At 51.2% G+C, this 26,388-nt stretch carries 18 protein-coding genes and 4 pseudogenes; 14 read left to right on the top strand and 8 right to left on the bottom strand.

The features are described 5' to 3' along the window. Nucleotides 1-224: 224 nt before the first annotated feature. Both A4S02_RS05410 and A4S02_RS05405 read right to left on the bottom strand, forming a co-directional pair. Entirely contained in the window at nt 225-1,247 is a 1,023-nt protein-coding gene (locus A4S02_RS05410; protein ID WP_070323179.1) for an IS110 family RNA-guided transposase, read from the bottom strand. Between the two features lie 261 nt (nt 1,248-1,508). After that, a pseudogene (locus A4S02_RS05405) lies at nt 1,509-2,895 on the bottom strand (IS1380 family transposase). An 82-nt stretch (nt 2,896-2,977) separates the two neighbouring features. On the opposite strand from A4S02_RS05405, the pseudogene A4S02_RS05400 reads away from it, so the two are divergent. The 3 genes and pseudogenes from A4S02_RS05400 to A4S02_RS05385 form a co-directional block, all read left to right on the top strand. After that, a pseudogene (locus tag A4S02_RS05400) lies at nt 2,978-3,490 on the top strand (AI-2E family transporter); the annotation flags it as partial. Nucleotides 3,491-3,778: 288 nt separating this feature from the next. Continuing rightward, the gene (locus A4S02_RS05390; RefSeq protein ID WP_082246765.1) at nt 3,779-4,603 is read left to right on the top strand and encodes an IS5-like element IS12528 family transposase; all 825 of its coding nucleotides are present in this window, start codon (nt 3,779-3,781) and stop codon (nt 4,601-4,603) included. A gap of 64 nt (nt 4,604-4,667) precedes the next feature. Continuing rightward, a complete protein-coding gene (locus A4S02_RS05385; RefSeq protein ID WP_070323097.1) occupies nt 4,668-5,873 on the top strand; it encodes an IS701 family transposase in 1,206 nt (401 codons plus the stop codon). 120 nt (nt 5,874-5,993) lie between these two features. Here A4S02_RS05385 and A4S02_RS05380 read toward each other — a convergent pair whose 3' ends face one another. Beyond that, nucleotides 5,994-6,263: a hypothetical protein gene (locus A4S02_RS05380; RefSeq protein ID WP_228142463.1), complete on the bottom strand. Its 270-nt coding sequence runs from the start codon at nt 6,261-6,263 to the stop codon at nt 5,994-5,996. A gap of 474 nt (nt 6,264-6,737) precedes the next feature. Between A4S02_RS05380 and A4S02_RS05375 the strand changes: the two genes are divergently transcribed. Both A4S02_RS05375 and A4S02_RS05370 read left to right on the top strand, forming a co-directional pair. Beyond that, nucleotides 6,738-7,178: a hypothetical protein gene (locus A4S02_RS05375; RefSeq protein ID WP_019088428.1), complete on the top strand. Its 441-nt coding sequence runs from the start codon at nt 6,738-6,740 to the stop codon at nt 7,176-7,178. Continuing rightward, nucleotides 7,175-8,626 carry a PepSY-associated TM helix domain-containing protein gene (locus A4S02_RS05370; RefSeq protein ID WP_070323176.1) on the top strand — a complete coding sequence of 484 codons (1,452 nt, stop codon included), beginning with the start codon at nt 7,175-7,177 and terminating at the stop codon, nt 8,624-8,626. The genes A4S02_RS05375 and A4S02_RS05370 overlap by 4 nt, the downstream gene beginning before the upstream one ends. Before the next feature lie 94 nt (nt 8,627-8,720). On the opposite strand, the gene A4S02_RS05365 is transcribed toward A4S02_RS05370, so the two are convergent. Further along, a complete protein-coding gene (locus tag A4S02_RS05365) occupies nt 8,721-9,992 on the bottom strand; it encodes a cation:proton antiporter (protein ID WP_408736039.1) in 1,272 nt (423 codons plus the stop codon). Nucleotides 9,993-10,503: 511 nt separating this feature from the next. Between A4S02_RS05365 and A4S02_RS05360 the strand changes: the two genes are divergently transcribed. From A4S02_RS05360 to A4S02_RS05345, 4 genes are all read left to right on the top strand, one after another. Next, nucleotides 10,504-12,000, top strand: a complete 1,497-nt coding sequence (locus A4S02_RS05360; protein ID WP_070323174.1) for an outer membrane beta-barrel protein — start codon at nt 10,504-10,506, stop codon at nt 11,998-12,000. Nucleotides 12,001-12,341: 341 nt separating this feature from the next. Further along, complete coding sequence (locus tag A4S02_RS05355) at nt 12,342-14,798, top strand: membrane-bound PQQ-dependent dehydrogenase, glucose/quinate/shikimate family (RefSeq protein ID WP_070323173.1); 2,457 nt, start codon at nt 12,342-12,344, stop codon at nt 14,796-14,798. Nucleotides 14,799-14,885: 87 nt separating this feature from the next. Continuing rightward, the gene (locus A4S02_RS05350; protein WP_099046901.1) at nt 14,886-15,779 is read left to right on the top strand and encodes a transporter; all 894 of its coding nucleotides are present in this window, start codon (nt 14,886-14,888) and stop codon (nt 15,777-15,779) included. A 156-nt stretch (nt 15,780-15,935) separates the two neighbouring features. Next, nucleotides 15,936-16,871: a helix-turn-helix domain-containing protein gene (locus A4S02_RS05345; RefSeq protein ID WP_026019426.1), complete on the top strand. Its 936-nt coding sequence runs from the start codon at nt 15,936-15,938 to the stop codon at nt 16,869-16,871. Between the two features lie 5 nt (nt 16,872-16,876). On the opposite strand, the pseudogene A4S02_RS05340 reads toward A4S02_RS05345, so the two are convergent. Both A4S02_RS05340 and A4S02_RS14915 read right to left on the bottom strand, forming a co-directional pair. Then, nucleotides 16,877-18,813: pseudogene (locus tag A4S02_RS05340) on the bottom strand (hypothetical protein). A 145-nt stretch (nt 18,814-18,958) separates the two neighbouring features. Next, nucleotides 18,959-19,713, bottom strand: a protein-coding gene (locus A4S02_RS14915) for an IS5 family transposase (RefSeq protein ID WP_099046881.1) whose coding sequence is annotated in 2 segments (ribosomal slippage) — nt 18,959-19,374 and nt 19,374-19,713 — 756 coding nt in all. Because the reading frame shifts where the segments join, the coding sequence is not laid out codon by codon here. Between the two features lie 294 nt (nt 19,714-20,007). Here A4S02_RS14915 and fumC point away from each other — a divergent pair. Then, nucleotides 20,008-21,456 carry a class II fumarate hydratase gene (gene fumC / locus A4S02_RS05325; RefSeq protein ID WP_070323172.1) on the top strand — a complete coding sequence of 483 codons (1,449 nt, stop codon included), beginning with the start codon at nt 20,008-20,010 and terminating at the stop codon, nt 21,454-21,456. Between the two features lie 51 nt (nt 21,457-21,507). Here fumC and A4S02_RS16335 read toward each other — a convergent pair. After that, nucleotides 21,508-22,048: pseudogene (locus A4S02_RS16335) on the bottom strand (Dabb family protein). Nucleotides 22,049-22,218: 170 nt separating this feature from the next. Between A4S02_RS16335 and cobG the strand changes: the two are divergent. The 4 genes from cobG to cobJ are packed head-to-tail and all read left to right on the top strand — an operon-like array spanning nt 22,219 to nt 25,548. Next, nucleotides 22,219-23,451: a precorrin-3B synthase gene (cobG, locus tag A4S02_RS05315; RefSeq protein ID WP_070323171.1), complete on the top strand. Its 1,233-nt coding sequence runs from the start codon at nt 22,219-22,221 to the stop codon at nt 23,449-23,451. After that, a complete protein-coding gene (locus A4S02_RS05310) occupies nt 23,438-24,067 on the top strand; it encodes a precorrin-8X methylmutase (protein ID WP_019088938.1) in 630 nt (209 codons plus the stop codon). Before cobG ends, A4S02_RS05310 begins: the two co-directional genes overlap by 14 nt. Next, entirely contained in the window at nt 24,068-24,793 is a 726-nt protein-coding gene (locus A4S02_RS05305) for a precorrin-2 C(20)-methyltransferase (RefSeq protein ID WP_070323170.1), read from the top strand. Next, complete coding sequence (cobJ, locus tag A4S02_RS05300) at nt 24,790-25,548, top strand: precorrin-3B C(17)-methyltransferase (RefSeq protein WP_070323169.1); 759 nt, start codon at nt 24,790-24,792, stop codon at nt 25,546-25,548. Before A4S02_RS05305 ends, cobJ begins: the two co-directional genes overlap by 4 nt. On the opposite strand, the gene A4S02_RS05295 is transcribed toward cobJ, so the two are convergent. Next, entirely contained in the window at nt 25,518-26,321 is an 804-nt protein-coding gene (locus A4S02_RS05295) for a cobalt-precorrin-6A reductase (RefSeq protein WP_070323168.1), read from the bottom strand. The two genes, cobJ and A4S02_RS05295, sit on opposite strands and share 31 nt — an antisense overlap. Between the last annotated feature and the right edge of the window lie 67 nt (nt 26,322-26,388).

Below are 26,388 nucleotides of genomic sequence, written 5' to 3'. Positions count from 1 at the left end.
ACGTGTGATCGTGTGCGGTCTTCTGTAAGGCCTGTTGATGTGGCCTTTCAGAAGCCACTGGCCAGTATGGTGATCAGCGGATCAGATCCAAATCTCACAGGCGTGCTTTAAAGCACAGAGAAATCCACTGGTTTTTCCGATCCGGATCAGACGATCATGCGCCCATTCAGGTCATCGCCCTCTCACACCCCTACCGGTTCCATCCGCGGGAGCCGAGCCATCGCTCAGGCTGCCACGGACAGGGCCGGATCCCGATAATCCTCCTGTTTTGTTGCCATGGCCCAGATGGCTCGTGCCATCCTGTTGGCCAGCGCAATGGCTACCAGCATACGGGGCTTGCGGGCCAGCATCCGTGCCAGCCAGCTTCCCGGTGCAGGGGCCTTACGGCTGGCCCAGTTCACCTGGGTCATGGCGCCCATGATGAGAAGCCTGCGGATATCAGCCTGCCCGGCTTTTGATATCTTCCCCAGCCTTTCCTTTCCGCCAGATGAGAACTGACGGGGCACCAGCCCCAGCCACGCAGCAAAGTCGCGCCCGCGCCGGAAGCTCTGCAGGTCAGGCGCAAAAGCTTCAATCGCAAGAGCGGTCAGAGGACCCACTCCAGGCATGCTCTGCAATCTGCAGGTGTTTTCACTTTCCTGGGCAAGCATCCTGATCTTCTTTGTTCTGACATCAATCCGCACACTCTGCTCCGAAATCTGTCGCAGCGGATCAAGGCATTCCTGCTTCACAGCCTCTGGCAGAACCGCCTCATCCAGCATGGCTTCAATGTGTCTGATATGCGCAATCCCCTGTGGCACGACGAGACCGAATTCATACAGAACGGCACGCAGGGCATTCACCAGTTCCGTGCGCTGGTGCACCAGACGCTGCCGGGCCCGGAAAAGAACGCCACGCGCCTGCTGCGCTTCAGTGCGTGGTTCGACAAAGCGCATTTCCGGCTGACGGGCCGCAATGACAATCGCTTCCGCATCAGCAGCATCGTTCTTCTGGCGCTTCACGAAAGGCTTCACATACTGCGGAGCGATCAGTCTGACTTCGTGACCAGCTCCTGCCAGTTCGCGAGCCCAGTAATGCGCGCTCCCGCACGCTTCAAGAACGACCAGAGCAGGCGACTGCGTGGCCATGAACTGCATAAACTGCTGACGACGCAGCTTTTTGCGAAACATCACCTCGCCCGCACGCGAAGCTCCATGAACCTGGAAAATGTTCTTTGCCAGATCAACGCCTATCACTGTATCCTTCATCTGCCGTCCTTTCGCGCAGTCGTTTCTTCCAACGACCATTCTGGCACATTGCGATGCCGTGCGGGGAGGACGGCAACCACCCCATCTCACACTTGAGGCAATTTCGGGTCATTTTGTAGAGTTCAGTCATCCCACAGGAGCCCGATCTGGAATATTGACGATATTCTGCTTCTGGCGGCGGGTTCTGAACGCAGTGAGGGTGTCACGGCCTGAGAAGGCAGTGTTGGTGGAAGCTATGTGGTCTGTGCACTGTCTGTTTCTTCAGATGGCCTGCCGGAGCCTTCGCAATCGTGCATGAGCGAGGGCGAATTCATGCTGACAGGGGAACATGTCCGGCATGGACAGGACAATCCGACGGACGCTGAGCGTTACACGTGTCGCGATTTTGAGCAGTCGTGCGCGTATGGTGCCACAGGTCGCCGTCTCCAGGCTGGTCTGGCCAAGGGCCAGTCTTTGCAGAGCGGTCAGCAGGACATAGGCTGCGGCCGAGAACCACAGCCGGAGCTGGTTGGCCCGGATGGTGTGGGACGAGGTCCTGTCTGAGAACAGATCCATCTGGCATTCCTTGATGCGGTTTTCCATATCCCCGCGTGCGCAGTAAATCTGTTCGTAGAGATGGCGGGGGTCGGACATTCCCTGCGGTAGCGTGGTGACAATAAAGCGATGATAGCGGTTGCCGTGGCGCCATTCGGCCTTGGCCACCACCCGCCTGCGGCGCGTCCAGCTGTCCTTTGTGATCCAAGTCAAAGGAGGCGAAACCGCGCGCAGCTCTGCCTGTCGTGGCGGCTTCGTCACGAACCTCAGCGGACAAAGAGGCAATCCGGTCATACAGGCGGGTGTTGCCTGCAAGCCCGAACAGGAAGTCAACGTGGTTGTCTTCGCACCATGTCATCAGACTGTCCCGGGCGAAACCGCTGTCCCCACGCACCAGGATACGCACCCGGGGCCAGCGGCTCCTGATCTGCTCCACGATCCGGCGGATGTCTGCCAGTGCTTCCTTCCCCGGGTCCCTGTCTGCCGTGCGCAGGGTAGCGCTGAGGAGATGGTCCCCGCAGAAGACATACAGGGGAAGATAGCAGTTATGGCCGTAATATCCATGAAAGGCGCGGCCTTCCTGATGGCCATGGATACGGTCATCGGTGGCATCCACATCCAGAACGATCCGGGCGGGTGCGCGCTCATGCTGGTCCATGAAAAGCGTCACGAACAGGGTAGCCAGGGCCTCATGATCAGCAATGATGCGGCAGTAACGATCTGCCTGCTGCCCACTGCGCTCTAGCCGGTTCAGCGTGGATTTTCCTGCCAGTGCCGCACAGTTGGCCCGGCTTCCTGACAGACGTCCCGATACCAGACCCATGACAGGATCATGACGTAAAGCGTCATGGTCATTAAGGTCTTCATAGCCCAGTGCCAGGCCCATGATCCGCTGACGGACAAGGTCTTCAACCCGGTATTCCACAAAGGCAGGATGCCGCTCATCGCGAAAACATGCAGCAAAACGGCGACTGAACCCCAGACTATCATCGACCTGCTTTACCAGGATGACACCGCCATCCGAACTCATGCGACCCCCGTCAAAACGGGCTACAACACGCCGTCCACAGGAGGCTGGAAACTCATACGCGCCTGCGCTACACTCTGTCTGCATCGGGTTTTCTTATAGCTTACGAAAATTTCTTTTACACAAAATAGACTTTTTCATAATCTAACCCGATGTACAACCCTTCCGTGAGATTTCCGCGTCGACATCAGAACGGTTGGTAGAGACACTATCAGGCAGGCGAGGGCAGGAGATGCTGGAGCTGGCTGTGCGTACTATCAGGGGGGTGGCATTGGGGGTCACTCTTACCGCCATTGTTGAAAGCCTGGTGGGGGGCGGTGGCATGTATCTTACTGGTGTGCCTTGGGCGAGTATTCTTACCGCCGTTACCTTTATGGCATGTCTGTTGCAAGCCGGGCCCGGTATTACCCTTTTCCCGGCTGTCATCTGGGTTTACTTTGATAAGGGAATGGTGCCAGCAATTGTGCTGCTTGCTATCACTTTTTTAACCATTTTTCTGGATAACATGTTGCGGCCCTACCTGATCCGCAAACAGGCAGACGTTCCGTTGGTTCTTATCATGATGGGCGTTATTGGCGGCTTGGCTGCCTTGGGTTTGGCCGGTATTTTTGTTGGGCCAATGATCCTTTCTATTACCTATACATTGATCAAACAGTGGATGGAAAGTAATCAGGAATCCTGATTTGATGTGTAATAACAAATTATGCCCCCAATATCTTGATATAAATGCAAGATATTGGGGTGTGTTCTAGAATTACTTATTTGGTTTTGTGGTAAATACACAAGCAGCCAGAATAATCATAACAACCTGCAAGATACCGCTTTGCACGGCATCTTTTTTATCCTGATGCTGAATAGCCTTACGGCTGCGTACACCGGCAATGCCGTGGCTGGCAATAAGGCTAAGAGCCCTTTTGGAAATTCGCTATGATAGGTTTTCAAGAGGTTTTGAGCGTGATTCAAAGGCAGGATGTGGACGCCAGCACAACGAGGCCGCATGGCCGGAATTACACGCAAGACGAAACGCTATCCGTCTGATCTGACAGATGAGGAATGGGAGCGCATAGCGCCTCTGATGCCCCCTGCGAACCGGCGTGGTCGGAAACGGACAACCGATTTCCGTGAGATCATCAATGCTCTGCGCTATCTCGTGCGCTCAGGCTGCGGTTGGGAGATGCTTCCGGTTCATTTTGGCCCATGTCAAACGGTTTACTGGTGGTTCCGCAGGCTGATGCGCCGTTTCCTGTTCCAGACCATTCATGATGTCTGTCTGATGCTCGATCGTGAAGCGACAGGACGCGAAACCAGTCCATCGGGTGGTGTCATTGATAGCCAGAGTATCAAGGCACCCCACGCAAAGACACGTGGTTATGACGCAGGCAAGAAGATCGTCGGTCGGAAACGTCACATCGCAGTTGATACGGATGGCCGCCTTCTCCTGGTCCAGCTGACAACAGCCGATATTTCGGACAGTGCAGGAGGACAGATGATCCTTGATGCCATTCGTAAACGCTGGCCTTGGGTGAAGCACCTGTTTGTCGATGGAGCCTATGACCGCCTCCAGTTGATGGATAAGGCCACTTTTCTCGACTTCACAGTCGAGATCATCCGGCGGTCAGAGACAGCAAAAGGGTTTGAAATCCTGCCGCGTCGGTGGGTTGTGGAACGGACCTTCGGTTGGATGATCCGCTGGCGTCGCCTTGTGAAGGACTACGAACAGCGGATCGACGTCGCAGAGGCCATGATCCACATCGCCATGGGAAGCCTCATGCTACGCCGAAACGCTCATCCGTGAATTTCCAAAAGGGCTCTAACACTACAGTTGCATTTTATGTTGAGTTCTGAATCTATGGGTAACCATGATTCAGGATATGATGAGTGGCGGTGCGTCTGTTGAAGAGACGCTAGAATTATGGGGGCGCTCGCTTCGGTCCGCCAAGGATCGGATGGCGCCGCTGTTCACGCAAAAACGTGTCGTAGATTCAGCCTGTGCTTTTCTTGATATTTTGATTGGCAATGAACCACGCAAGACGGGATGGATGCGAGCGGAAGCCGCAGGAGATCCTGGTCCATGGGGGCAGCAGGCGCTTCTGGGGCGCGGGCACTGGGATGCCGATGCCCTTCGTGATGTCGTTAGGGATTATGTGATCGAGCATCTGGGCACTGAAGAGGGCGTGCTGGTCATCGATGAGACCGGTTTTCTGAAGAAGGGTCAGGCGTCCTGCGGTGTGGGGCGGCAGTATACGGGATCTGCCGGCAAGATCACGAACTGCCAGATTGGTGTATTTGCCACCTATGTATCGGCGCGGGGCCATGCCTTTGTGGACCGCGCCCTGTATCTCCCGAAAGACTGGACATCGAACCGTGAGCGCCTGAAGCAGGCCCACGTTCCCGATGACGTGGTGTTTGCAACCAAACCGGCGTTAGCCTCGATGATGATTGAGCGGAGTATTGAGGCCGGTGTGCCCTTCCGCTGGGTTGCAGCAGACAGCGTGTATGGCGTCGGCGATGTGGAACGCACGCTTCGCCGGGCAGGAATTGGATATGTTCTTGGGGTCAAGGGCAATCACTGGTTCGGATCATGGGCAACGGAACCGCTGATTGCCGGAGAGGCGAAAGATATTGCAGCAGGACTGCCAGACCAGGCCTGGCGTCGTCTGTCAGCGGGGCACGGCACAAAAGGTGAGCGACTTTATGACTGGGCGTATCTTCCGCTTGCTGATCTGGATGCTGAAGAATTTGACAGCCCTATAGCCGGACCATGGACACGTGGCCTGTTGATCCGCCGAAACATCTCTGACGGGGACCTTGCCTATTTTACGACCTGGAGCCCGAAAGGGACAACCACGCAGGAACTCGTGAACGTTGAAGGGACGCGCTGGAGGATCGAAGAATGTTTCGAGACGGCCAAAAACGAATTTGGTCTTGATCATAACGAGACCCGCTCCTGGCATGGTTGGCATCGGCATGTCTCTCTGGTCATGCTGGCCTATGCCGTCATGGCAAGTGTCCGGTATCAGGCAAACTCATTGAAACCGAAAAAAACACAACGCAGAACACGATAATCGTCGTCCGCTGGTCCATTCAGGAAATCAGGCGCCTCGTCGTAAAACTTGCACAACGCAGACTACCCGTCCCTCACATCCTCAGATGGTCCGTCTTTCGACGAACGCATCAGGTCAGCGCTATCCGCGCTCACTCACGACACAAAATGCAACTGTAGTGCTAAGGCCTAACCAAGGGCGATATGTTTTGCCCCATCCATCCTTACGCAAAAGGCAAAAACCCAGAATGCCTACCAACCCGGCAGAACCCATTGTGGCCAAATGAACGGATTTTTCTTGGCCATCCAGTTCCTTGCTTTTGCTACACGCAGCCATGGCTGTCCATGCTGCTGTCAGGCCAATGGCGGTGGTTTTTAGAGTAGGGAATATACATTTTTTAATAAGGCTCACGGAAATGCATCCTTTTGGCATAATCTTGACACTAAAATTTGGGACTTTGATACGGCATTTGCAAGATTATCAAAGATACCCTGCCATGGCCTGAGAACAGGGCAGGCGGAAAGCGTTAAAAGGATTGTATGATTGCGCGGTGAAGGGCAGAGCAAGATATAGCTGTAAAAAATTATGTTGATAATGATTCTTAATAATGTATTTGTGCAATAAGTTCTACTTTAACTTTTCTGAAAGATAGCGCGGCTTTTCCACATGAGGTTCATGGCTTTATACAAACACATGCACGGGGAGAGTATGAGCAAATCTTTTCTGTCCGAACGCAACATCGGGGGGAAGCATGTTGCCTGAATACATGATGTGGATTGCAACAGGAGCCACTGTTTCTGGGTGCTGTATGCTTTATGCTACGTCTCGTAATCAATATATATTTACAGCCCCTGTTCGCTCAAAAGGTTTGTTCAGAATGATAGGGTGGGGGGAGCAGCTGCTATCTTTCTGCTGTCTTTGGCAGATCAAAAGTACAATAACTGCGTTATTCATGCAAATGCTGTTGATGATGCTTGTATGGCTTCTTTTTCCATTTACTGTTGCTTTGCTAAGGCAACGGTAAGCGTTATGCGTAAATATACTTACACAAGCCAGAACTGGTTTACCAAAGTTAGTGCCGCTGTTTTGCCGGGTAATATACTTACATTCGGCCTTGTGGGTATTATCGGCGTTCTCTCTCATGCAGATAGTGACCCAAGAACAGCATCTGCTCAGTTTTTAACGTGGCTTACGGTTTTGCTGTGGTGTATTATTTTACCAACCTGCTTTTTGTTTTCTAATGGCAAGCGAGCCTGGAATTATCTGTCTATTTCTGCCTTATGTGTTTGGGGCCTGTTTTTTATTTTAAAGGCCCTACAGGCATGAAAATACGCACAGATATTGTACAAATGTATCGGGATATCCATAGTTGGGTGGGTATTCTAGCGGGGGTATTTCTTTTTGTAGCCTTTTATGCTGGGGGCATCAGTGTTTTTGAAGTGCCGCTTCAAAACTGGCTTACAAAACCTGTGGCTTTGCCGGCACCTGTAACCGTACAGCAGGTGCCAGATCTGATGCAAAAAGCATTCGCAGCTTACCCGGAGGCACAGCAAGAATATACGGTTGTGCTTTCCCCTACAGTTTCTTTGCCGGCCAGGCTGATGTGGCCAGTAATACCAGGGCAAAGACATGCTGGACCTGTGGATATGATGGCCGCCTCGCTTGATGCAGAAGGGCATTTGGTCACGGTCAAACACAAACCATCTGAAGTGGCACATTTTATAGATGAGCTACATGAAAATGTGGGGCTACCCGTTTTTATGCCTTACAGCAGGTGGTTCATGGGTATTATTGCGCTGTTATATGCCGTTGCGCTGGTATCTGGTGTGATTGTATTTTTGCCTATGCTGGCAAAAAATCTCTTTGCCTTACGGCTTATCAAGGGAGCATGGAAGAAATGGCTGGATATTCATAATCTTCTTGGTGTCTTCAGCCTGCCTTTTCATGTGGTTATTGCTCTTTCATCTGTGCTTTTTGCTTATCATGGCGTGATCCATAATGTGCAAACCATGATGTTTTCGGCCCCGGCGGCTATTCATGATAGGCATTTACATACAAAAAATATGAACCATCAGCCTGTTGTGCATACTTCAACCATGTCTCTTGCTCCGGCAGAGATCTTACAGGCTTTGCAAAAACAGGCTCCGGGTTTTGTGCCAGATGTATTAAATTATGCCTCAACAGATAAAGCGAAACAGACTTTATACGTCATCGGGCATGATGAGCATTATATGATGCGTGGTCCGGCTGGCGGCCTTGCAGAGCTTGCCCCTGTTTCTGGAAAAATACTTTCTACAGAGTATATGCCTGGCCTCCAATCTGCACCTTTTAGTATTTTAACCACTTTTTTTGCACTGCATTTTGGAAGTTTTGGGGGAAATGTAGTTAAATTTGGATATTTAATACTCGGCTTTATAGGGGCTTTTCTTTTCTATTCAGGCAACAGATTATGGTTGATATCGCGGTATAGAAAAGAGCAGAAAAACGGAGCAACGGAACCCGGTACGGGCACAAAGTTTCTTACGTGCTTAACATACGGCAGTGTTTTTGGCTGTATTTCCGGTATTTCTGTTCTGATCAGCACAGCGCTTCTTACGCCTTATTTCAGAAGCTATTTAAGCGTTAGCCTTCTTTATTATGCTATTTTTTGTATCTGTCTTGGGGCCTCTTTTGTGGTGTCAGATACAGCGCGCATACGTGTACTGGGAATATGCGCAGCAATAACAACTCTTGCCATTCCCTTGATATATGTTTGCCAATATTTTGTATTTTAGGTTTGTTCATCTGCGGGTATATATAGTGATGTAATACTATATATACCCGCAGCATGTTTTTGTAGTTTTAGACTGTGCCGTAAACTGTAGTGGTTTAACGTGGGGCCAGAAAGCGGAAGAGTGGCCCGGTTAATACGGTGGAAACAACTGCCAGCACCATCAAAGATGCAAAGGCAAAGTCAGACAATATGCCCTGTTCATGCAGAATAGTGGCGGCAACAATTTCCATAAGCCCTTTGCATTGTAGCAACGCCCCAATGCCCAAGGCCTGTCTGGGTTTAAGCCCCGGAGCAGGTGGAAACACATAAACCGCGCCAATCTTGCTAAGAATGGAAATGCCAACTAACGCAAAAGAGGCAATAATAGAGGGCCATGTTAGGGCATCTCCATTTATGTGCAGGCCGCTGTGGCCAAAGAACATTGGGGCCAGCCAGATAAGGGCAAACGTTCCAACTTGTTCTATGGGAAGGCGTCTCACCCAACTGGGCGGCATGATTGCACCGGCAAAGTATGCGCCGATCAACTCATGCAATCCAAGCTGCTTGCTGGCCCATGATCCGGCAGCCAGATAAATCGGAACAGTCACCCAGATAACCCATGCAGGAGGATGACGGAAATGGCGAGAGGCCCAATTACCTGCCGCCGCCAGTCCGGCCAGTAATGCAATGGCCAGAAACTCCAGCCCAGTCCAACCATGGAGGGCAGTGGTGCCTCTATGAGCAAACTGTAAAACAGCAAGGCCAACCCATAAGGCAGCATCATCTACCACAGCCAGTTTAAGCGCTAACTGCCCCAACGGGCGCTGGGGGGCATCAAGTTCTCTCACAACACCAATCAGAACCGGTAGTGCGCTTACGGAAATGCACAAACCGATAGAAGCCGCAGCAATAAGAGGTGAGGCCAGAGGAGCTTGCCATCCGTGCAAAGGCAGAAAGCAGGTGTATGCCAAGAAGGATCCCACCAAGAACGGAATACCTAAAGCAACACCAGCGCCGGCTAACAGGCGGCCCAAGGAAGGGGAAGCAATAGCATGGGCAGATGTATCACCCTCTGGGTGCTGCCACATTTCCAAGCCAGCGGTAAACGCCAGCACCAATACGGCAACCCATCCAATGGTATCACCATAAGAAGAAGGAATGCCCATCTCTTTAATGGGGGCGTGCCATACAGCCAGCAGAATGCCAATAAGAATAGGCAATACAACAATAGGCAGTGCTTTATTCAGAAGGCGCCACAGCACCCAAGGAAGGAAAACAAAAATTGTGGCATCTGTGAAAAGCGATGTCATTGCTGTGTCGTTCCGTCCCTTATTGTTGAAGAATGATCCTTTGTAATCGAAAACTGGGATGGTATGCAAATTTTGCATATCAGTGGGTGGGGGTATGTTGCATGTGCACGGGTTTGCGATAAATCACAACAGCCCACATATGGGTAATATAACCAAGTAATATCATAAGTATAGATATTTCTAAATCATATAAATATTCCATATTTTTTAATAGTTGAAGATTTAAATAAATATTGAAAATATTTTCAAATACCTTAGTTGCATGCTGCCTACAAAAGCTACGCAACCAACGCGATAGGTTGGGTGAGGTTGCCTGCCGTCTTGGGTCGTGGGTGCAATATTTAAATGTCAGAAAGAGAAGAGAAGCTTTCAGCAGAGCGGATTGTGCCAAAAGCTGTGTTTATTTTGTGGCTAGAGGATTGCCATTTTGCGCACGGTATATTATTGCTAATTCGAAACGTACGTATTGGTTTTGCAATTATGGTGAAGGCATCATGCAGCTTGATACTTTTGGTGTTTGGCTGGAGGTAAGTGCAGATCAATACGTTTCGTGTTCGTCACTATTTCTGATGCGCAAGAGAAGTGATACATGCGACAGACCCTGACCGATCGAAGTGCCTTCAAATTTGTATTGCTATCATGTTGCGCTGCATTTTTGTGTGAAACAGGTACGCCAACAGCCCATGCACAAACATCTGCGCCTGCTCAGGTTCAGGTGGGAGACATAGCCAAAACCCTCAAGCCCGAAGAGGCAGAAAAGGGTGCGGGCACGCCAACAGATGGGGAAGAACCGCCCGCCACCTCTCTTTCTGAAGAGGAAGAGGCCATGAAGCCTAAGGCGGGCAATCTGTTCCATGTCAAACCCGGCCATACCCCCACATACTGGGAAGGGCTAGAGGGGCATGTCTCTATTGAAGCGGGGATTTCAGGCAACCCCTGGACACGCTCTGGCCGCAACTTTGCGCAGTATTATTCAGATCGCGCCAATACGGTCACGCTGAACCAGATCATTGGCTCTTTGTCTCACCCTGTCACATCGGTGGGCAGTGGGTATGGCATCGGCTTTGTGCTCGAAGCCATGTATGGTTCCGATGCACGGTTTGACCCCACAATCGGCATGGGTTCTGGCTCCTTGCACGGTCTGTATCAGTGGGCACCCACACAGGCGCATCTGGATGTGCATTTGCCGTGGATCTTCAAGCGCGGCATTGATGTGCAGATCGGCCAGATGTACGGCATTATGGGCGCGGAAGGCACGCCCGCTCTGGCACGACCATTCTATACCTACAACTACGCATCAGATTATATCGTGCCGTTTCAGACAGTGGGTATTCTGGCCACCATGCATCTGACACGCCACATGGACTGGATTTTGGGGGTAGATGCGGGCAACTCCACAACCTTTGGCGCTTCTGGCAACAACAACAAGCCCAAGGGCTATTTTGGTCTGGCATGGAACAAGCTGATGGATGGCAAGCTGGATGTGCATGCCATCGGGCACTTTGGGCCACAGGGCAACAATGGCCGCACCATTGTCTCTCCCACAGGGTGGGTGAGTGCGGGTATTGGCAAGCAGGCTAACAGCCTCATGCAGTATAATGCGGACGTTATGGCCACGTATCATATCAATGATAAGATGACCGTCTCCGTAGATGGCACCTATCTGCACGATGATTCCCTGCGCGATGATGCCTATGGGGTCACAACCTACTTTTCCTACGACATCCACCCCTGGCTGACATTCAATGCGCGAGGTGAAATCTTCCGTGACAACACGGGTGGGGTGATTACGGAATATTCCAGCTTCAACTCCCTCACGCAAGCACTCAGCAACCAGCCATTTCCCTATTACAACGCTCTGCCCACAACCTATGGCGAACTGACGCTGGGTGTCTCCTACCGGCCAGAGTTCGTGAACAAGAAGCTGGCTCTGGGTGGCTTTACCATCCGGCCTGAAATCCGGCTGGATAAATCCCTTAACGGCACGCATCCGTTCAACCAAGCCGGCACCGTGCAAAACCCAACCGTTAATAACGGCACAAACAACATGCTCTGGTTCAGTTGTGATGCAACATGGGCTTTCTAAGGTATTCTTGAAAACATAGAGGTGATAAGAATACGGGAGATATAAAAAACAAAATCTTCCGTTTTTCTGGGCTTCTATTTTGTGAAGCGAAAGAATGATGCATCTGCCTGAATATGTCGGGCAGATGCTATTCTGGCTTTAATAGAACAGTCTGTCTCACCAACTGTCTCACTCATGAGACAGTTTGCGATATTTTCTACAAACTCGCGTGAAAAACAGGACAAAAATGTGACGATATTGCGTCCTTTTGTGTTGTGCAGGGCCATTGGCCGCTGCGAGGGCATAGTGTTTTAAGGCTATGCTGCCGTAACGGCTCGTGAAACTGTAGAAAGAGCACGAGTATGCGAGAGAGTCAGGCGAGGTTATTCTCGCTCATAACCTCTATTCTGCTTGCCATTGTGGGGCTTTTCCTCTTCTTTGGCGGCGCGGAACTTCTGTTCCTTGGAGGTTCCTGGTTTTATATTATTGCTGGCGGTGTCATGCTGGGGGCCGCTATTAGCGGTTTTCGCAAGCCTACTCTGGCTATGCGGCTATATGCAGCTTTGCTGCTTGTGGCCACTATTTGGTCTTTATGTGAAGTTGGACTGAATATCTGGGGCCTGGAAGTTCGTCTGTTTACACTTATCGGGCTAGGTGCCTGGCTGCTGTTGCCGGGTGTTTGGCGCTCGGGCAATAGCTGGCTAACTGATAAGCGCGAAGTTCTAGGTTCCTTGGTGGTTTCTTGCCTTGTTGTTGTGGCAAGTTGCTTTGGCTCTTATTCCATTGATGGCACCGTACCCGCAGACCGTATGACGGCAAGCGGCCAGTCTGATGAAACATCAGCAGGAGTGCCAGATGGAGACTGGACAGCTTATGGTCGCACCGTTGGTGGGGATCGTTACACACCATTGGGGCAGATTACGGCGTCCAACATCTCGCACCTGAAGCGTGCGTGGGTGACCCGTACTGGGGATGTGCAACAGCAGGGTGAAGGCACTGTAGCAGGGCCAGACCAAGGGCATGAGTTCAACCTGGAACTTACGCCTATTAAGGTTGGTGATACACTTTACATGTGTACGCCCCATAGCTGGGTGATGGCGCTGGATGCTGCCACAGGTAAAGTGAAATGGAAGTTTGATCCGCACCCCGCAACGGCAGATTTGGACAAGAACGTCTATCTGGCTTGCCGTGGTGTTTCTTACTACCATATTCCCGATGAAATTCAGACAAGCTGCCGCAACCGCATTTATTCACCAGTTGCCGATGTGCGCATGGTGGCTGTGAATGCAGAAACCGGTAAACCCTGTGAAGATTTTGGTGATCACGGCTTTATCTCCCTCCGCCAGTATCTGGGCCATGTGCCGCATGGGTTCCATTTTGTAACCTCTCCCCCAATGGTGGCTAAAAACCGAGTGATTACTGGTGGGTGGATTTTTGATAACCAAGCCAACTTCGAGCCCTCCGGCGCTATCCGTGCGTTTGACGCTACAACAGGTGAAATTGCCTGGGCGTGGGATGCTGGGCATCAGCCAGAAACATGGAAACCCGGCCCGAATGATGAGCTAACGCGTGATACACCTAACGCTTGGGGTGTTTACACGGCAGATCTCAACCTTGGTCTTGTTTACATTCCTACAGGTAACTCTCCGCCAGATAACTGGGGCGGAAGCCGTCGTCCGTTTGACGATGCAACATCCTCTGCCACAATTGCTCTGGATATTGTAACGGGCGAACGCCGTTGGACCTACCAGACCGTGCATCACGATCTGTGGGATATGGATCTACCTTCCGGTCCATCTATGGTTGAACTTCCCGGCCCGAATGGCGAGCAAGTTCCCGCACTGGTGCAGAGCACCAAACGTGGCGAATTCTTCGTTCTGGACCGTCGCACTGGCACACCAGTTCCGGGTTATCCAGTTGAAGAAAAGCCAGTTCCTACAGCAGGCCATGCGCCGGATGACCGTGTATCTCCTACACAGCCTTATCCTGTTGGTATGCCTTCTCTCACACCGGCTAATCTTAAAGAATCCGATATGTGGGGGGCAACGCTGCTGGATCAGATGATTTGCCGTATCCAGTATCGTCAATCTGCTTACGAAGGGCAGTTCACACCACCGCATGTGGGTAAAACAACCATTGTTTATCCTGCATTCTACGGTGTTGTAGACTGGCAGGGTATTACCATTGACCCGCAGCGTAAGATCATGCTGGCCAATGCAAGCTATCTGCCTTTCCGTATCAAGCTGGAAAAACGTACGGGAATGGAGCAGGCTGGTGCGCTGCCAAAGTGGACCGGTAGTGGGGAAGAACCCTCTCCTAAAGGTGATGCCCTTTCTGTTTCTCCAGATTACGGTACACCCTATATTGCGCTTACCAACCCATGGCTGAACCCATTGCAGATCCCTTGTAAAGGGCCAGTCTGGGGCACGCTGACGGCAATTGATCTGGTTACGAAGAAGATTGTTTGGCAGCATCCTGTTGGCACAACCCGTGATACCGGCCCTTTCCGGACCCATAACAACCTGCCTTTGCCTACTGGTATGTATAATATTGGCGGCAACATTGTTACCAAAGGTGGCGTTGTGTTTATGGGTGCCACGGCAGATGACTATCTGCGGGCATTTGATCTGGCGAGCGGTAAGATTATCTGGCGTGATCGTCTGCCAGCAGGTGGTCAGGCTACACCAATGAGCTACGAAGCTGGGGGCAAACAGTATGTGCTGATTGCAGCCGGTGGCCACGGTGGCCTTGGCACCAGAAGCGGTGATTACATTATCGCTTACACACTTGATGGTGAGAAAGCTTCTCCCGCTCAGTAACGCGTTAACACATTGGGGTTCCAGTTTATCTGGAACCCCGCATTACGCGTTTATTTGATTGTTATTGTTGCTTATCGGAATATTCAGATGCGTTTGATAGACGGCGGGGAGCGTCTGCTTTCCCTCGTGCGTTTCGTCATGCCTACAGTGATTGTGTGTCACGTAGTTCCTGCGCGAGCTGCGGATATCACGTTGGGCATTATTGGTCCCCATGAATATGACCTACCTGTAGATTTTAAGCCGTTTAACGTGCTTGTGCAGTATGGCGATGGCAATGCCACAGGCCATAGTTACGGAAGTGGCGGGCAGCGTACGCCTGCCGGTGGCAGCCATACATGGTCGGGTATGACCAAATATGTGCATTTCCGTAGTTTTGAAGCCATTCCCCATGTTGGGTTTGCTTTTGAGCTGATCCAGACGGAAAGCTACAAACTGGCAGATGGCACAAATTATGGCGGGTTAGGGCCAACCATTGTTGGACCAGCAGCATGGTTTAAGCCCAATAAGCACAGTACTTTTGGTATACAGACCTTTATGCAAACGCCTTACGGCACAAGGGATGCAACATCCACCAATTATTGGTCAAATATATCCAGTTTAATATTTGACTATGAATGGAAGCATTTCAGTTTTGATGGTGATGCCGGCACGGTTGTTGGCTCTACAAAACATCAAAAAGACCAGCATAGTTATTCACCCGGCGTGGTGTTTTACACCAACCTGCGATTTAGCTGGAAAGCCACCAAGAAGTTTGAGCCATTTCTTGCGTTTGATTGGCAGAATGTAACTGGAACGCGTGATAACACGTTGCGCCAATATCTGGATAATTCCAACAGCCGCGAAATCGCTCTGGGTCCGGGGCTTATGTACAATATTAACCAGCATTTTTCGCTAACAGCCCGTTACTCGCACTCTCTTGAAGGACGAAATACACCGGAGACTAATGCTTATTACATAAAGTTCGTTTACCTTTGGCAGTAAGTTTTATTTTTGAATAACAAAAACTTTACTTACAAGGGATGGGTAAAAATAAAATACACAACATACCTATGAGAGTTATGTTTTTTATGTATAAGAGAAAGGCAACGTTAGGAAAGCCTTTAATATGTCCTTGTCGGATATGGTAGAGCCCCCGCGATGAACACACGGCCTTTGTCTCAAAATACTATTTCCAAAACAGAAAGTCAGGAAGAAACAGTACAGAAATCCTGGATACGTTGCGAGACATCCTACCAGCTTGATCCTTCCCAAAAATGGAAAGCCGATGTGCTGTGTGGTGCAGAATTTCGGCATGTCAGTAGCCGGTCCGCGTTGCTATTGCGCCAAGCTTCGGAAGAAATGCAGCACCTTTTTACTTTGGTGCAAGGTTTGGGGCTTATGGTGTTGCTGGCAGACCCCAACGCCATGATTTTGGCACGTTGTGCGGATGAAACACATCTTTCTGTTTGCCGCCGCCTTAACTTGCGTGAAGGAGCTATCTGGAGCGAAGAGATAGCAGGCACAAATGGTATTGGAACATGCGTAGAGGATAGGTGCCCGATTTTTCTAGGGCGTGGCGCGCATTGGCGTTTCTGTTTTTCCCTGTTGATTAGTTATGCTGTGCCGATATTTGATGCACAGGGACGCGTAGCTGGGGCTCTAAACCTTGCCTCGATGAACGGCAAAACAGAACAACCTATTGATAAACTGCTTATGGAAACGCTTGCGCAATCTGGTCGGCGTATTGAAGAACAACTTTTCCGTAACAGTTACGAAGGGCAAAAAATACTTACCTTAGGTTCGGTTAGGGGCTGCTCAGCACCTTTGGTTTCTATTAACGACCAAGGGGAAATTACAGGCGCAACACATGCTGCGCGTGAATGGATGGGCTGGACAGATAAAACCATCGCCCAGCATCCCAATCTGTTAACCGAGCTGGAAGAGGGTTCGGAAATAAGTTTTCAGAAGGCGGAAGAAAACGTTATTCGCTCCGCTTTGGCTGTTTCTCAGGGGAATGTTACGCAGGCCGCGCGTGGTTTGGGAATTAGCCGTGCAACGCTCTACCGCAAGATGAAGAGCTTTGGCATTAACTAAAAGTCTTACTGGAACGGGAAGTACCGGAAAGTTACGTAAACTGTGTTGCCCGATGTGGCCGGATCTACGCTATCGCCATGCCCATCATTCCCCTTAAAGGCGAACTTGCGTACAAAGGTATACTGTAAGCCTGCCATCATGCTTCCGTAACGGCCTTGTAAAAAGTGCCACCAACCGCCAGCAGTAAAGGAGGCAAGGGTGTGTGTTTGTGCACTACATACCCCAAACTCCACATCGCATCCGGCGAGATCCAGATCGTTTACGCCGTACCCATATTGCTTGCCATCTGCGCCAATATAGCGTTTGCGGCCAGAAGCTTCCACGCCCCCATAAGTGTAAAGCAGTACGGAAGAATTAGGGTGGCCCACCAAGCCGAGCGACCCCATGATTTCGGGAACAGGCGTAAGCTGCCCACGACCGTTGAATGTTGTATCTGGTATTTGGGTTGGCCCATAACGGCCAATACCATCACCGGCCAGAACATCACCTGTAAGGTGCAAACGGTTTGTGCCTAAGGGGGCTGTCATGCCTGCACCTACGCCACCACCAAAATGAGTGTGCTTTTTGGTAGTTGTCGCTCCTGGTTCTACTGCAAGGGAACGGAACCAGCGTGCAAGGCCGAACACTTCATAATGACCGAAGGATGTGTCTGCTGCCGCCTTCAAAATAATGTCTGGAACAGGGTTGTAAGAGTAATTTGTTGCTGCATTTAGCAGCATACCCCCGGTATTGGCATAGTAAACACGAGCACCCGCTGCTTGCCCCCGCGCAGCGGGAATGGTGCTGCCAGAACTGATAGCGGAAGAGAAGCCGACAGTGGCTTGAGGGTCTTCAATAGAAAGGCCCAACCAGTATTTCTGATTCCAGTCCTTGCCAATTCGGATTTGAGGCACGCGTGTAAAGACAATACCTGGCAACTGGTTGTTATCTGTAACTGCTGGTAGTTCTTCTTGGCGGGGAATAATGCCTTTGGCGTAGTTGGTGGCCAAGCTCCACGCTTGCCCCATAAGAATATGCAAACCCCAATCTTTTTGGGTGAATGTAAAGTAACCTTGCCGCAGGCGCGGCGTGTAGCCGTTAATCTGTACGCTGTTGGTTGTGCTGCCAGAACCCGCAAAATCACTTTCTACATAAGCCTGCAAGCGGGAGGATTTGCTGGGGTTGGCTTCCATCAAAATAGACAGGCGGCTGAGCTGGGCAGAAAGTCGTTCTTCAGACAGCCCATGGTTGGGGCTGTTGGCATAAGGAAAATTGCCCCAGCCCGTTGCGGGGCCACTGGTCATGTTCGAACTACGCCAGATATTAGACATATCTATAAAGCCCCCCCAGCTTTACAGATATGCCCCCAATACTGAAAATGGGCGGAAGTCTATCAACTTCTGTTTGTGTAATAGCAGTAGGGCTGGAGGATGAGAGATCGATTGAGGAATGGCTTTTTTCTTCCGTATCTGCGCCGGAAGCTGCGTCAGAGCCAGAGGCTCCGGGTAACCATTTAAAGCCAAGGCCGCCTTTGGCTGTGCCTCCGTGCGTATCGGAAGCTGTTTGAACAGGCGCTTCATCTGGTGAAAAGCGGATGGAAGGATCTTCTCTGTCTGCTTGGTTTGCGTAAGCTGTGGCAAGTTTATTGCCAGTATGCGCGGCTGAAAGTGTGTTGGTACTATGGGCAACATTACGCGTAGGAGCGGAGGTGCCTGCATGCCGTTTGGCCTGACGGGATTCAATAGCTTCCACCTGTGCAGCCAGCCGGCGCATTTCCGCCTTAATGGCTTGCCAGTTCCTGCGCATCATCTGCCAGAGCAGGGGCAGAAAGCAACATGGCGCAGGTGAATACGCTTCCTGTCAGTAACAGTTTTCTCATATTTTCCACGGTATGTGCATGTTGGATGCTGTACCATTTCACGATGAAATTATTTGCATGATAATTTTTTGTGGAATCATGCATTGAGCCAAGTCCATGAGGACGCAAAATGTCACGCCCTTTTGAATGATATAAACAAAGCGTGTAGAATAAACATTTGGCTATAGCAAGTCTATGAAGTAGCCAAATTCATAGCAGAAATGCATTCTGGTTTTTCTACGGCGTGTCGTCAGTTAAGCAGGATGATGATTGAGGCGAACTGCACGGCTGCGAGGAAGGTCGATTTCAGTTTATCGTAGCGGGCTGCGATAGCGCGAAACTGCTTGAGTTTATTGAAGAACCTCTCAACAAGGTTCCGTTCGCGGTAGAGAGAAAAATCGGTTTTCCGTCGTGTCGTTCTGTTGCGTTTTGGCGGGATGACCGGGGTAATCCCGCGCTGTATCAGCCGATCGATCAACCTGTCCGCGTCATACGCCTTGTCAGCAAGGAAAGCATCCGGTTCGATGTTTTCCAGAAGTGGTTCTGCCTGGGTGATATCGGCATCCTGTCCCGGTGTGATGCCGAGTTCCACTGGATTGCCCAGAGCGTCGCAGATGGCATGGATCTTTGTAGTTAGCCCGCCTCGTGATCGTCCGATGGCCTGATCCGTGCCCCTTTTTTGAGAGCTCCGGCACTATGCTGATGCGCTCGGACAATTGTGCTGTCGATCATCATGTATTCGTTGTCGTAATCAGCGGCCAGATAACGAAATATCCGTTCGATGACGCCGCTTTCACACCAGCGGCGCAGACGCCAGTGCACGTTTTTCCAGTCACCGAAACGGGCAGGAAGGTCGCGCCATGGAATACCCGCGCGATAGCGATACAGCACCGCCTCCACGAACAGACGGTTGTTCACCGCAGTGCCGCCGACATAGCCTTCTCGACCAGGAAGAAGATCCTTTATCCGCTCCCACTGGTCATCGCGTAAACTATAGCGCCGCATCTGTCTGTCTCCCCAAAAAAACGGGAAAACAGTCAGCACACGCAGACACAAAGTACAACCCTCACGTGCCACTCTCAGGGCTTAACTGACGACACGCCGTAATTCTTGCTGTAATAAAAAAATTGTAAAAATATAAATATAAGTAAATTTAAAAAAAATTATAAATATCTGATCGAAAATCATAATCGTCTAAATGTGATGGTTCTGATCTCATTTTTAGGCGCGGAAGAGGTCTATGCTGCCCAAACCAGAAAGCTGGCTGAACGTAACTGACCAGCGGGGAGGTAATGTATCATGAGCAATAATCCGCAAATTCGTTTTTGTCCCGTAGGCATTCAGGCCACAGGTGTTCGGCAGGAACGTGATTCAATGGGAACCATAGATGTTCCGGCAGACAAATACTGGGGCGCACAAACCCAGCGCAGTCTGGTGCATTTTTCCATTGGTACAGAACATATGCCTTTGCCGCTCTATCATGCTTACGGCATTGTTAAAAAAGCAGCTGCATTGGTAAATGCGGCAGAAGGGCGAATGCCTCAATGGAAAGCTGATCTGATAGCCACGGTTGCAGATGAAGTTACGGCAGGCAAGCTAGATGCACATTTTCCGCTATTTGTCTGGCAGACTGGCTCTGGCACTCAAACAAATATGAATGTGAATGAGGTTATTGCAAACCGTGCCATTCAGCTTGTAGGCGGCAAAATTGGTTCCAAAACACCAGTGCATCCCAATGATGATGTGAATATGGGCCAATCCAGCAACGATTCATTCCCCACAGCTATGCATGTTGTGACATTGCTGGAAATTGAAAACCGACTTTTGCCCAGCGTAGAAAAGCTTATAGAAGCATTGCGCCAGAAAGCTGAGCAATGGATGGACGTTGTTAAAATTGGTCGCACCCATTTGCAGGATGCCGTGCCTTTAACAGTAGGGCAGGAGTGGTCTGGCTGGGTGCAGATGCTAGAAGATGCGCTTTGTGGCCTGCGTAAAGATCGTAAAGCTTTGTTTGAACTTGCTGCTGGGGGCACTGCTGTGGGCACGGGGCTGAATGCACCGGCAGGTTTCAGCAAGGCTATAGCTGCACGTATAGCAGAGCTAACAAAACAGCCCTTTGTTACGGCACCTAACAAATTTGCTGCGTTAAGTGGGTTGGATGCCATGGCTAGAACATCTGCCGGTTTACGTGGCTTGGCGGTGCCATTGCTGAAAATTGCCAATGATATGCGTTGGCTGGCCTCCGGCCCGCGTTGTGGGTTGGGTGAACTGCACCTGCCGGAGAATGAACCGGGATCTTCCATCATGCCCGGCAAGGTGAACCCCACACAATGTGAAGCAATGGTGATGATTGCCACGCAGGTGCTGGGCAATGATAACACTATTGCGTTTGCGGCTAGTCAGGGCCAGTTGGATCTGAATGTTATGCGGCCGGTAATACTCGCCAACTGTCTTGCCAGTATCCGTATTTTGGCGGATGGCTGTCATAATTTCCGTATTTTTTCTGTTGAAGGCACGCAACTGAACGAAAAGCAGCTCAAACAGAATGTGGGTGGGTCCGTTATGCTTGTTACAGCGTTGGCGCCTGTAATTGGCTATGACAAGGCTGCGGAAATTGCTCACATTGCCATGGAGCATGACCTTTCCCTTAAGGATGCAGCCTTGAAATCTGGCTACGTGGATGCCGCTACTTTCGATAAGGTAGTGAACCCACTGGATATGGTGGGAGAAGGCATTGCCGGTGCCTGAACACTAAATATTGCAAGCATTTACGGCACGGGGAGAGTTTTTCTCTCCCCTTCATTTTACGGTAAAATCAAAAACCACCACATTGGCTAGGAATGGCGCCGCAAACTTTTTGAAAGCATCATGCGTGGGGTCAAAACATCCGCTCGTATGCACAATAGGGCGGCCTACGTAGTAATTACGATCACCTTCTGAACGGAAGGTGACAAGGTACCCGTAATCCAGCCCCAGATCAGCATTTTCCCCACTGTTTTGTGGCCCGGCTTCCAAGCTGACAACAACCGGTGTGCCATTCGGGCGGCGTGAGGATGTTAATAGTTCCAGAAAGCGACGTGTCACTTCTTGCCTTTCCGCAACCGTTGCTGTGGGTGCGGAACTGAAACATCACCATGTGTCGCACAGTACCCGGGCGAAAATCGGGCGCAGTAAACCGTTGTTCGCCTATCTGTTTCACCAGCGTATGTGTGGCCTGTGCGGCTGTATCTAGTGTGGTGGGTTCATTCGCATGGGCGTGCACAGAGTAAATGCTTGATCCGGCAAAAAACAAACCTGCTATCAAGCTCAAGCGGATGGAAAGAGAGGGTATTATAATCATCCGTATTTCATAACACAGATTGCGAGTAACGGATGAAAGGTTGCAGCGTGCCTGCGTATGAAATGATCAAGCATGTCTGGCTTTTTGACAAGCAGGGCGTGTGTTGCGTAACAGGGCGGCCGTGAAGAGAGACTTTGTATCCGCGATAGCCAGAAAGGGAGGCAGATAGCGTGACACAGCGTTTTACGCCGCCAGAGGTTAAAGGATGGTGTCCGGGTTTGTTTGCCCCCATGCAGGCTAAGGATGGTTGGCTGGTGCGGGTAAGGCCAGCCTTTGGCCAGATAACTGCGGCGCAGGCCACTTTTCTGGCACAGATTGCAGAGCGCGAGGGCAATGGGCTGATCTGCCTTACCAATCGCGCCAGTCTACAATTACGCGGGTTCTCTCATAATAATGCCCTGCATTTTCCTGAACTAGCCGTTCTGGCAGGCTTGGGTATGGCTAATCCTGAACAGGAAAAACGTTTGGCGTTATTGGAGTCCCCCTTGGCGGGGGCCGACCCTTCCTGTGCATCAGATACGCAGGAATGTGCCGCAGCTTTACGGGTGGCCTTATGTAATGCCGATATTCTCTCTGAATTGCCGGATAAGTTTGGTTTTGCCGTAGATGGCGGAGGGCTGTTTACTGTCGGGTTGTTAAAGGCAGACATTACGCTGCAAACCAGTGGGGCAGGGTTGTGGTCTGTTGTATGTGGCAATCAGAAAAGCAAGGCGGCACCCGTTCAGGCTGCAGTGGAATTGACCATAAAACTGGCTCAGGCTTTTATCGCTATTCCAAAGAGTAAACGGCCAGCACGGTATCCAGAAACGGGTAAAATGCTCTTTCAGGCCGTTAATCAGCTTGGCTATCCGGTAGAAATTGCGGCTGTAGATGCGCCAGATCCAGCTTTGTTGGCGGGTAAAATAGGCTTAGCCTTATATGCGCTGAATGCACCATTAGGCATTTTAACATCTGCCATGCTGCGTAGTTGCGCGAATCATGCACGAAACGGAGATGGCATTCTGCGGCTTACGCCGTGGCACAGTATTATTCTGCATGGCATGTCGTACGCGCCACATGTGGCAGATATGGTGGATACAAGCACCAATCCCATTTTACGGGTTTCTGCCTGTATGGGGAATGCAGGATGTGCTCAGGCAGAAGGTGCTACACAAGCACTGGCAAAAACGCTGGCCCATAGTTTGAGGGCTGGGGAAAGCCTGCATGTATCCGGGTGCAGTAAAGGCTGCGCACACCCAGAAAAAGCAAGCTGGACCGTAGTTGCCGGCCAAAGTGGTTATGGGCTTATCCGCAATGGCACGGCATCGGGGCCTGTCATGCGCTTTTTCCCAGATGACAGAGCTGTCGAAGACTATTTTATAGGCACCAAGCCACAGGAAAGGATAATGAATGGCCGCGTATGAGTATATCAAGAATGGAGCAGCTATTTACGAACGCTCCTTCGCGACCATTCGGGCAGAAGCCGATCTTTCTGCCTTTACGCCGGAAGAAGCGCAGGTTGTTGTGCGCATTATTCATGCCTGCGGCTTGGTGGAGATGGCTCAATCTGTTAGCATGACGGCAAATTTTGTGGCGGCTGCCCGCACGGCCTTGAAAAAAGGCTGCGATATTTTGTGTGATTCCGAAATGGTGGCGCACGGGGTTACGCGGGCACGTTTGCCTGCTAACAACCCTGTTATTTGTACATTGCGTGATAGCCGCACGCCCGAACTGGCGCGCCAGATTGGTAACACCCGTTCAGCCGCCGCACTGGATTTGTGGGGAGAAAAGCTAGCTGGTGCAGTGGTTGCCATTGGCAATGCACCTACCGCGTTATTCCATTTATTAGAAATGATAGATGCTGGGGCACCGTATCCTGCAGCTATCATTGGGTTGCCCGTAGGTTTTGTGGGGGCCATGGAATCTAAGGAAGCTCTTTCCCTCCGCAAAGATGTGCCATGGCTTGTGGTGCGTGGCAGGCCGGGAGGGAGTGCTATGGCTGCCGCCGCTGTAAATGCTCTGGCCTGTGAGCGTGAATAAATGACACGCGGCAGATTACAGGTTGTTGGCGTAGGGCCGGGTGATCCAGAGCTCATGACCGTTCGGGCTGTCCGGCTGGTGCAGGCGGCAAAGGTGGTGGCGTATTTCTGCCGTCATGATAGGCCGGGTCATGCGCGCACGATTGCGCGTGCGCATATTGCCCCGGATGCTGAAGAATTGCGGCTGGAATATCCATTTACAACAGAAATCTCAGTTGCCAACCCAGCATATCATGGTGGCATGGGCCAGTTTTACGATGAATGCGCACACAATCTGGCCCAACGGTTAGATAAAGGGCAGGATGTCGTTCTGTTATGTGAGGGCGATCCCTTCCTTTACGGCTCGGCCATGTATCTTTTTGATCGGCTGAAAGCTGGCTTTGAAACCGAGGTTGTGCCCGGTATTATGGCCATGAATGGATGCTGGACCCAGGCACACCTGCCCATAACGCATGGGGATGATGTGTTGTGCGTTCTTCCCGCCACGTTGCCAGAAGATAAGCTGACCAACTGGCTGGAACAGGCAGATGCTGCAGTTATTATGAAAACAGGCCGTAACATGCCGCAGGTCAAGCGGGCATTGGAAAAAGCAGGCCGTTTGTCAGATGCCGTATATGTTGAACGTGGCACGCAGGAAAATACCCGTATGTGTGCTTTGCAGGAGCAGGAAGATAGCGTGCCTTATTTCTCGCTGGTTCTGCTGCCGGGGCGGAAAGGTGTGAGATGAAGGGCAGCGTTACCATTGTAGGGTTGGGGCCGGGTAATAGCCTTCAGCGTACTCCGCAGGCAGATCAGGCATTGGCTAAAGCAACAGATCTAGTTGGGTATGGTCCGTATGTGAAACGGGTAGAAGTCCCTCCGCACGTTGTCCGCCATGCCTCAGACAACAGGGTAGAGTTGGACCGCGCCCGGCACGCTCTGCAAATGGCAGAGCAGGGGCGGCATGTGGCTGTTGTTTCTGGCGGAGATGCAGGTGTGTTTGGCATGGCTAGCGCTGTGTTTGAGGCGTTAGAGCAAGGGCCAGACAAATGGCGTGCGCTGGATATCAGCGTTGTCCCTGGCCTGAGTGCTGTTCTGGCTGCGGCTGCGCGGTTGGGTGCCCCCTTGGGTGGGGACTTCTGCGTTATGTCCCTTTCAGATAATCTCAAACCTTGGGATGTGGTGCTTGAACGTTTGCAGCTTGCCGCACAGGCGGGCTTTGTTATTGCGCTGTATAATCCACGATCTCACGCTCGTCCGTGGCAGTTGGGTGAGGCTTTGGAGCATTTGCGGGGTGTTTTACCGCCCACTATTCCGGTTGCTTTTGCGCGCGCCATAGGGCGGCCAGATGAAGCTGTGCGGCTTGCTACCCTGCAAGAAGCCAATGCAGAATGGGCTGATATGAGCACATTGGTGTTGATAGGCTGCAAAGCTAGCCGTTTGGTGGATAGGCCCAATGGTGAACCGTGGTTTTACACTTTACGGCGGGTTGATGCGGCTTGATGCGCCTGTAACCATGCCATGGCTTGTTGGGCAGTTTCTACTATGGGGATGTTAGAGCAAGCCACTGGGCGATCGACCATCAGGACGGGAATATGCAACAGGCGTGCAGCCTCCAGCTTGGGGTATGTTGCGCTGCCGCCAGAGTTTTTTGAAACCAGCAATGTGATGTCGTAATCTTGCATCAGCTTGGCTTCGCTCTGCACGTCAAAAGGCCCGCGATCCAGCAGGATGGTTGCATTCGGAGGTAAGGAAGCAGGATCTGGCGCATCAATGGAGCGGATGAGGTAACGATGCTGTGGCGCAATTTTAAACGGTGCCAATTCCTTACGGCCTGTTGTTAAAAAAATACGCTGTGGTGCTGTTTTCCATGTAGGGGCGTTAGCTAATAGGTTTGCCGCTTTTGTCAGATTGGCTGCATGGAACCATTTATCGCTTGGCATTTCCTGCCAACCTGATCGTTCCAGACGCAACAAAGGCGTTTGTGTGGTCGCGCAGGCAGTGGCCGCATGTTGGCTCATGGTGGCCGCAAAAGGGTGGGTGGCATCTATTATAGCCTTGATTCCATGTGTTTTGAGCCACGCGCACAATCCATCAGAACCTCCAAAACCACCAATTCGCACAGATAGCGTAGGCAAATGCGGCTGTTTGGTTGCCCCCGCAAGGGAAAGCGTAGCACTGATGGAAGGCTCCTGCTCCAGATAACGGCACAAGGCAGAGGCTTCAGTGGTGCCGCCAAGAACAAGAACGCGAAAATTATTGGAAGATGAAGGCATATGGACAAGCTTTACAGCATGAAAAACAAAGTGTTGTAAAAGCTGAGGCCGGTGCCGTGCAAGTATG

The organism is Acetobacter ascendens (genome assembly GCF_001766235.1).
Lineage (GTDB): Bacteria > Pseudomonadota > Alphaproteobacteria > Acetobacterales > Acetobacteraceae > Acetobacter > Acetobacter ascendens.
The sequence above is the reverse complement of the archived record's forward strand: the minus strand, read 5'-3'. Positions and strand labels throughout refer to the sequence as shown.